7 protein-coding genes and 1 pseudogene are annotated in these 5,375 nt (G+C 44.4%); all 8 read left to right on the top strand.

What is annotated here, in order from left to right:
• Positions 1-761, top strand: a 761-nt coding sequence (locus F8L24_RS06775; RefSeq protein ID WP_294953559.1) for a FeoB small GTPase domain-containing protein, incomplete at its 5' end; no start/stop codon positions are given.
• 172 nt (positions 762-933) lie between these two features.
• The gene (locus F8L24_RS06770) at positions 934-1,896 is read left to right on the top strand and encodes a twin-arginine translocation signal domain-containing protein (protein ID WP_294953556.1); all 963 of its coding nucleotides are present in this window, start codon (positions 934-936) and stop codon (positions 1,894-1,896) included.
• 13 nt (positions 1,897-1,909) lie between these two features.
• Entirely contained in the window at positions 1,910-2,800 is an 891-nt protein-coding gene (locus F8L24_RS06765) for a cation diffusion facilitator family transporter (RefSeq protein ID WP_294953553.1), read from the top strand.
• A gap of 10 nt (positions 2,801-2,810) precedes the next feature.
• Positions 2,811-3,200: a rhodanese-like domain-containing protein gene (locus F8L24_RS06760; RefSeq protein ID WP_294953550.1), complete on the top strand. Its 390-nt coding sequence runs from the start codon at positions 2,811-2,813 to the stop codon at positions 3,198-3,200.
• A gap of 3 nt (positions 3,201-3,203) precedes the next feature.
• The gene (locus F8L24_RS06755; RefSeq protein WP_294953547.1) at positions 3,204-3,566 is read left to right on the top strand and encodes a rhodanese-like domain-containing protein; all 363 of its coding nucleotides are present in this window, start codon (positions 3,204-3,206) and stop codon (positions 3,564-3,566) included.
• Between the two features lie 3 nt (positions 3,567-3,569).
• Positions 3,570-4,322, top strand: coding sequence for a sulfite exporter TauE/SafE family protein (locus tag F8L24_RS06750; RefSeq protein WP_294953545.1), 753 nt, complete (start codon positions 3,570-3,572; stop codon positions 4,320-4,322).
• 1 nt (position 4,323) lies between these two features.
• Positions 4,324-4,569 (top strand): hypothetical protein, encoded by a 246-nt coding sequence (locus F8L24_RS06745; protein WP_294953542.1) that lies wholly within the window; start codon positions 4,324-4,326, stop codon positions 4,567-4,569.
• Positions 4,548-5,375, top strand: a pseudogene (locus F8L24_RS06740) (hypothetical protein); the annotation flags it as partial. The gene F8L24_RS06745 and the pseudogene F8L24_RS06740, both read left to right, overlap by 22 nt.

The following is a 5,375-nucleotide window of genomic DNA, read 5'->3' as shown; positions in this document are numbered from 1 at the left end:
GTGATCTGGAAGTAGGCAACTGGCCCGGTGTCACGGTTGAAAAAAAAGAGGCAAAATTTACCTACAGAAAAGAAAAAGTCACGCTGCTCGATCTTCCCGGAACCTATACCCTCAGCCCGTATTCACTCGAAGAAAAAGTGACCAGAGATATTTTGGCAGAGGGAAAGTTTGACGGCATTATCAATGTGATCGATACAACCAATCTCCGCCGAAACCTCTATCTTACATTGGAACTTGTCGATATGCAGCAGCCGATTGTGATAGCCCTTAATATGTTCGATGACTTTAAAAAGAGGGGATACGAACTCGATGTAAATGCACTACAGGATATTTTTGGTATTTCTGTGGTCCCGACGATCGCATCCAAAGGACTTGGAACAGAAAAACTGATAGATGCGGCTGTTTCTGCTGTCCAGGGAAATAGACTTCCCCATATTCAGCTTTATCAGGAGCATATTGAAAAAGAGATCGCCTTTCTGGTACATCGTATGACCGACATACATTTGCCGCCGCGTCTTTTTGCAATGCAATTGCTTGCAAATGATTCCTATGCTGTTTCTTTTGCCGAAAAACTCCAGAATGATATGCTGATAGAAAAAGCGGCTCAGGCAAGAGCGAGGCTGGAAGCCCATATGAAGCTTCCTGCCCTGTGTATATCGACCATGGCTGCCATCAGAGAAGAGCTGGGAACACACTGGATGCTTCTTGAAATCGTACTTCTGCCGCTTGTCGCATACACGGTGAGTGTATTGATCTATTAGCTCGGGTCGAAATTTTTATGAGTGATACCTGACTATAGAACGAAATAACAGTAAAAAAATCCTCTTTCAGAAAAAATTAAAAAAAATGCCGCTATAATTAACTAACCAGTTGGTTAATTAAGAAGTAATTGATGAACTTGTTAGAATTTTACTATAAACAAAGGATTAGAAAATGCAAAGACGTGATTTTATGAAAGCTGCTGCGCTGGCAGCCGGTTCTATGGCTATGATGCCTGCAATGGCGAATGCCAGTATGATCAAACCTGCGAAAGGGGAAAAAGCACCGTCTGGTGCGGTTACCCTGTATTTTGAATTTCGGATTATGGGTAAATTCAAAGACAATGTATTGAAGCATGTCAATGAGTACAGCAAAGTGCTTCATGGAAAAAAAGGATTTTTGTCATTGAGCCTGAAAAATATGGTCGGTGACTCGACCATGGTACACAATTATCCTACCAACCTTAAAGGGGTGTTGCAAAGTGCCTATTTTGATGCAAGCAAAGAGGGCAGTCTACCGCTGTTCTACTCGCTTTTCGTCCGTTTTGAGAATTACCATGACCTGATGGCGTCCGGTACGACACAATGGTTCGCAAAGCTCATTGCAAAATACGGTCCTCTGAGCAAAAACTACCATGAAGGTGTTTACAAAACCGTGGCAGCCGGTGACAGAGAACATATTTATACTACCGAAACGGAGATAGCAAAATTCCTACGAGAGCAAAAAGACAAACCGACCAACCGCTACATTACGGTAAACAACCATGTCGGCATCTTTACCAAAGACAGAAAAGTGTTCAATGAAAAAAGCACTTCGCTGCTGAAAGTGGCACAGAATACGTTCCGACCTGCCAAAGGGGACTATGACTACAACCCGAAATTTCCCAAAGGTATTCCCGGGTCGTACCAGAACCTCCACTACAGAAGAGCGATTTCGACAGAAATTCTGCAAAGTGCTTTTTCCGACGGAGACAAAACGCATTACCTGTTCCACGGGGTTTGGGAAAGTATTTATGACCATGAAAACTCTCATATCGATCCGCGTTTCAGAGCAGATGTGATGAAAATTTTCCCTTACATCATTGAAGGACCGATTGAACCTTTTTATGAAACGATTATTTTAAATAATCATGCCTGATTAGGAGCAGAGTATGGGCGAACATCACCATCATGATGTGAGTGGTAAAAATCTTTTTATCACTATCATCTTAAATATCATTATCACACTCTCCCAAATTGCGGGAGGGATCATCTCCGGTTCACTGGCGCTGCTGAGTGATGCCATGCATAACTTCAGCGATGTGCTGGCTCTTCTGATCGCCTATGCGGCAAACAGGTTGTCGGCACGTCCGAACAGTGAGTCAAAAACATTCGGCTATAAACGTGCAGAGATACTCGCAGCCCTTTTTAATGCTTCGGTACTCATTGGTATAGCGATATTTTTAATTATCGAGGCATTCCATAAATTCTACCATCCGGAGCCAATCAATTCTATATGGGTCATTGGACTTGGAGCGCTGAGCATTGTGCTCAATGCGGCGAGTGTACTGCTCATAAAAGATGATTCGCATGACAATATGAATATTAAAGCCGCCTATCTGCACCTTTTGACAGATGTGATGACAAGTGTCGCGGTTGTCGGGGGCGGGGTGCTGATGTACTATTTTGGTATTTTCTGGATCGACCCGCTTATTTCTGCACTCATCGCAGTCTATCTTATCTGGGCATCATTTGGTCTGGTCAAAGAGAGCAGTGCTGTTTTAATGCAGTTTACCCCGGAAGAGATAGATATTGAGGAAGTGGTTCACGCCATAGAAGAAGAACCGGAGATCAAAGATGTGCATCATATTCATATTTGGAAGCTTGATGACAAGCATATACACCTGGAAGCCCATTTGGATTTCAATGAAGATGTAACACTCTCACGCTCAAACAGCGTGATAGACACACTGGAAAAGAAACTGCATGACCGGTTTGAGATAGAACATACAACCTTTCAGTGTGAATATGAAAGAAAAGATAAAAAAGAAATAATTGTATAAAAGGAAAAAAATGCAAGCGTTGGATTTTGACACATATTTAAAAGATTTTGACTATCAGGAACGCAAAGATATGAAAATACAGATGCCTGAACTCTTTGAGCTCTATGCCAAAGGTGAGGCAGAGGTGATAGATATCCGTTTTGATGAAGAGTATGAAGCGTGGCATATTGGTTTTGGAAAACATATTCCTCTCAATGAACTGCCGGATAGACTGGAGGAGATAGACAAAAACAAAACCATTGTAACGATGTGTCCGCACTATGACAGGGCAGAGATCGCACGGCTGTTTTTGAAACTCCAAGGCTACAATGCACGCTATCTTACAGACGGTATGTTAAAAGTGGTAGATTATCTCCGGGGAGATAAAGCCAGAGATTATATGAAAAAAATTAAAGGATAATCCATGCAGGAATTTGTAAAAAATGTCGTTCCAAGCGAAATGAAAAATATGCGTATAGAGATCGATGAATTCATTGAGCTTTACAATGAAGGGAAATGTGAACTGGTGGATGTCCGTGTACCGATGGAAACAAAGGTGTGGCAGGTGAATTTCGGGCTGAAAATCCCTGCAAACGAACTGCCGGAGAGACTGGACGAACTGCCAAAAGACAAACTCATCGTCGTTGCCTGTCCAAAGGCAGACCGCTCCAATATGGCACGAACCTGGCTGGCGGCACAGAGGTTTGAAGTCAAATATCTCGGCGGCGGACTTTTGGGGCTTATGGACAGCCTCAAAGGCGGCATGGCAAAAAAAATAAAGATCTAAGCCATGAGTCCCGAACTGATACATTATGCGATTTACTTCTTTTTAACGCTGGCACTTTCAACGCTCTTCTCCATGGGCGGTGTCGGCTCGGCCATCGGGCTTGTGCCCATCTTTTCCATGATGGGGATGCCGATCAACCTGGCAAAAGCCATTGGACTTTTCATCAATTCCGCTTCAACTATTACGGCATCGTTCATGAATTTTTTTCGCGGAGTATTGGACATTAAATTCGCGTTGCCTCTGATCATTTCCATTATGATCGCCACGCCTATCGGTGCATGGATGAGCCAGTATGTACAGAAAGAGGTGGTTGAGTGGATACTGGTGGCGTTTCTGCTCGTCAGTGCACTGCTTCTGCTTTTTAGCAATAGGGAAACGAAAGTGGTGTATGACAAAGCGTGGGTACTCTATCTTATCGGTGCTGTGGTCGGGCTCATATCCGGAACGATCGGCGTAGGAGGCGGTTCGCTCATTATGCCGCTGCTCATTTTACTCGGTTTCGATGCGAAAAAAGCGGCTTATGCCATCAGCTTCGTCATCCCGTTCTCGACACTGGGTGCCTTTGCGACCTACCTTTCGTTTGTCAATATGGACTGGGTGCTGCTTGGCGTGGTCACAGTGGCTGCAATCATTGGCGGGTATGTGGGTGACTTTATCATGCATTATCGTCTGACACCGCAGCAGGTGAAAAAACTGATTGCCGTGGTTTTGCTTTTGCTGTCGGCCAAAATGATTTATAAACTTTTAGGAGTATAAAATGGTACACGTTATGAAAAAAATAGCAGACTGGATTATGGAAAATGAAAAGAAAGAGGCTGCTGACTGTTCGATTCCCGATGAAGTCATCGATGAATGGCTTGAAACCATAGAGGAACGTAAAAAACGTATGCAGGATCATGGCAATGCGAAAAGCCAGCAGTATGAGATGCTGCAGGATTTGGATGAAAAAGTCAAAGAGATAGAAGCGATACGCAAACAGAAATGTCACACCAAATCACACTGAAACAGATATTATTCGCCGCACTTTTTTTGTCGGCAGCCAACACTGCTGTTGCCGGAGACTTTACGCTTGTAGGCGGCATCAGGGAGCGTTTTGAAACGCTTGACGGGATGAATAAAAAAGCGTACGGCAATGATCCTTCCCTCATTGGGCGGCCGGATGACAGGCTGCTTGTAAGCCGTCTCAAACTGGGGTTTGTCTATAGCCTCTCTCCCGACATACAATTTACGGCAGTAGGGTATTATGCCAGTGTCTACGGCTGGTCGCTGCACTATAATGATTTTAAAAAGAGAAGCGGTCAGGAAACGTACTGGATGGATCCGCAGGAAGATTTTGACTTTGTGGCGTTAAACCTGAAAGTCAACCATCTTGCCGGCATAGAGGGGCTTTCCGCCCAGGTAGGCCGTGAGTCGAATCGGTACGGCGACAAGCGGATCCTGGGACCGGGAAGCTGGGGAAACTCCTACGGGTGGCTGTGGGATCTTGCCAAAGTATCCTACAGATTCGATGATAATTTTGTCGACGTTTTCTACGGCCAGACCAAAGACAAAGACAAACACCGGCTTTCCCTGTTTCGTAAGCATGTCTATGAGGGTGCAGGCATCTATTCGCATTTTGTCACAGAAACACACGGTGCCATAGAGCCGTTCATTGTTTATAAAAACGGTTTGTACAACGGCGCGGGAAACGGGCAGAATACGGAAGAGAGCTATACCTACGGCGTAAGAGCCTACGATACCGACCTCTTTGGTTTTAACTATGATCTTACCTACGCCAAAGCGGACGGTACCATCAAAACAAAGGATTAT

The organism is Sulfurovum sp. (assembly GCF_015493435.1).
Classification (GTDB): domain Bacteria; phylum Campylobacterota; class Campylobacteria; order Campylobacterales; family Sulfurovaceae; genus Sulfurovum.
Note: the sequence above shows the minus strand (reverse complement) of the source record. Positions and strands in the feature narration are given on the sequence as shown.

Coding starts and splice junctions, on each gene's coding strand:
- F8L24_RS06755 (WP_294953547.1), top strand. CDS start 3,204: ATGCAGGAATTTGTAAAAAATGTCGTTCCAAGCGAAATGAAAAATATG.
- F8L24_RS06765 (WP_294953553.1), top strand. CDS start 1,910: ATGGGCGAACATCACCATCATGATGTGAGTGGTAAAAATCTTTTTATC.
- F8L24_RS06760 (WP_294953550.1), top strand. CDS start 2,811: ATGCAAGCGTTGGATTTTGACACATATTTAAAAGATTTTGACTATCAG.
- F8L24_RS06745 (WP_294953542.1), top strand. CDS start 4,324: ATGGTACACGTTATGAAAAAAATAGCAGACTGGATTATGGAAAATGAA.
- F8L24_RS06750 (WP_294953545.1), top strand. CDS start 3,570: ATGAGTCCCGAACTGATACATTATGCGATTTACTTCTTTTTAACGCTG.
- F8L24_RS06770 (WP_294953556.1), top strand. CDS start 934: ATGCAAAGACGTGATTTTATGAAAGCTGCTGCGCTGGCAGCCGGTTCT.